The sequence below is a fragment of the Capnocytophaga sp. oral taxon 329 str. F0087 genome (assembly GCF_000213295.2).
Taxonomy (GTDB): domain Bacteria; phylum Bacteroidota; class Bacteroidia; order Flavobacteriales; family Flavobacteriaceae; genus Capnocytophaga; species Capnocytophaga leadbetteri_A.
The window spans coordinates 6721-8656 of the sequence record NZ_KN390060.1 but is presented as its reverse complement, the minus strand read 5'-3'; the positions used below and the strand labels follow the sequence as shown (position 1 = coordinate 8656).

Genomic DNA, 1936 nt, shown 5'->3' with positions numbered 1-1936 from the left:
AACTGAAACAAAACAGAAAATAAATGCACTCATACGCGAAATCGATGCGTGCATAGCACAACTTTCTAAATAAATGCAATGGACAAGGATTTGCTGAATATCAAACTAATGGTAGCCGATAGGCTCTATCCTCTCTCCATTGACCCCTCAGAAGAGGAAAGTTTTAGATTGGCGGCTAAAAAGATAAATGAAATGATTCAAACCTTCGAGCGGCATTACGACCTGCGCGACAAGCAAGACGCTATAGCTATGTGTGCAATAGTGCTAGCGCGCCAAGCCTCGCAAGAAAAGCTGGACGAAGATGACAAACAAGAGCAAATAACTAAAAAGCTACAGGATATTTATGCTGTGCTTAATAGTCTTGCTTAAAATAAAAGTTCTTTTACATAAGAAAAACTTACTGCCTATATTGATTAACCTTTCGGTAAACTCAACATTAACATTAAAAAAAAGGGTGAGTTGGAGTGGCTAAAGCGTGCCGCCATTGCGTTGCGGATACTTGCCCCACCCAGTATCCCTAAACCTGTTTCTCAGAGTTTTACGTGAAACAATCTAATCAATATAGGCTTTTTTTATATAATCAATTTTATATCATATACCAAAAGATGGACAGTACAAGTATTATAGTAATCATTGCCGTTTTTATCATTGCGCTATTCGTAGGATTTAGCATAGCAAAAGTTCTTGAGAAGAAGAACGCTTCAAAAATTATTCTCAATGCACAAAGCGAAGCCGACATTCTACTCAAAAATGCTAAAAACGAGGCAGAAAACATCAAAAAAGAAAAAATCTATCAAGCCAAAGAGAAATTCTTAGAACTTAAATCAGAACACGAAAAAACTATCGCTGCTAAAGACAAGAAAATGGCAGAGGCAGAGAAGCGTATTCGCGATAAGGAATCGCAAGTATCTAACGAGTTAGCCCAAAACAAACGTTTAAAAGACGAGTTAGAAACTAAAACACAAGAGGCTGAACACCGCCTGCAAACACTCGACAAAAAGCAGGAGGAAATAGACCGCCTACACAAAAGCCAAGTGCTACAGTTAGAAGTTATTTCAGGACTTTCTGCTGAAGAGGCCAAAAAGCAATTAACTGATTCGCTGCGTAGCGAAGCACAAGCCGATGCAATGGCTTATATACAAAACACTATTGAAGAAGCAAAACTAACTGCACACCAAGAGGCACGCAAAATTATCATCAATACCATACAACGTATCGGTACTGAAGAGGCAGTAGACAATTGTGTATCGGTATTTAACCTCGAGTCTGATGAAGTAAAAGGCCGTATCATTGGGCGCGAAGGGCGCAACATACGTGCCCTCGAAGCTGCTACTGGGGTAGAGATAATAGTAGACGACACCCCTGAAGCAATTATCCTCTCTTGCTTTGACTCTGTACGCCGCGAGATAGCACGCCTTTCATTACACAAACTCGTTACCGATGGCCGTATACACCCTGCTCGTATAGAAGAGGTAGTAGAAAAAACTACTAAACAAATAGAAGAAGAAATTGTTGAAATAGGGAAACGCACTGTGATAGACCTCGGTATACACGGACTACACCCTGAATTAGTGAAGTGTGTAGGGCGTATGAAATATCGTTCTTCATATGGGCAAAACTTATTACAGCACTCTCGCGAAGTAGCTAAACTATGTGGGGTTATGGCTGCAGAATTAGGTTTAAACCCTAAACTTGCCAAACGTGCCGGACTACTACACGACATCGGAAAAGTGCCACAAGTAGAAAGTGAAACTCCTCACGCACTACTCGGTATGGAATGGGCTGAGAAATACGGCGAAAAACCAGAAGTATGCAATGCCATAGGGGCACACCACGACGAAATAGAGATGACCTCTCTACTATCGCCTATCGTACAAGTATGCGATGCTATCAGTGGAGCACGCCCAGGAGCGCGCCGCCAAGTGCTTGACTCTTA

General features: G+C 41.4%; 2 protein-coding genes. Both read left to right on the top strand.

All coding sequences use genetic code 11. From position 1 onward, the window contains the following. Positions 1-78 precede the first annotated feature (78 nt). Complete coding sequence (locus tag HMPREF9074_RS10865) at positions 79-369, top strand: cell division protein ZapA (RefSeq protein ID WP_009390953.1); 291 nt, start codon at positions 79-81, stop codon at positions 367-369. A gap of 236 nt (positions 370-605) precedes the next feature. After that, positions 606-1936 (top strand): ribonuclease Y (gene rny / locus HMPREF9074_RS10860; protein ID WP_034540778.1); only part of this gene is annotated, 1331 nt, incomplete at its 3' end.

What these genes read in the sequence shown, in the direction of transcription:
- HMPREF9074_RS10865 (WP_009390953.1), top strand. Translation starts at nt 79, where the DNA reads ATGGACAAGGATTTGCTGAATATCAAACTAATGGTAGCCGATAGGCTC.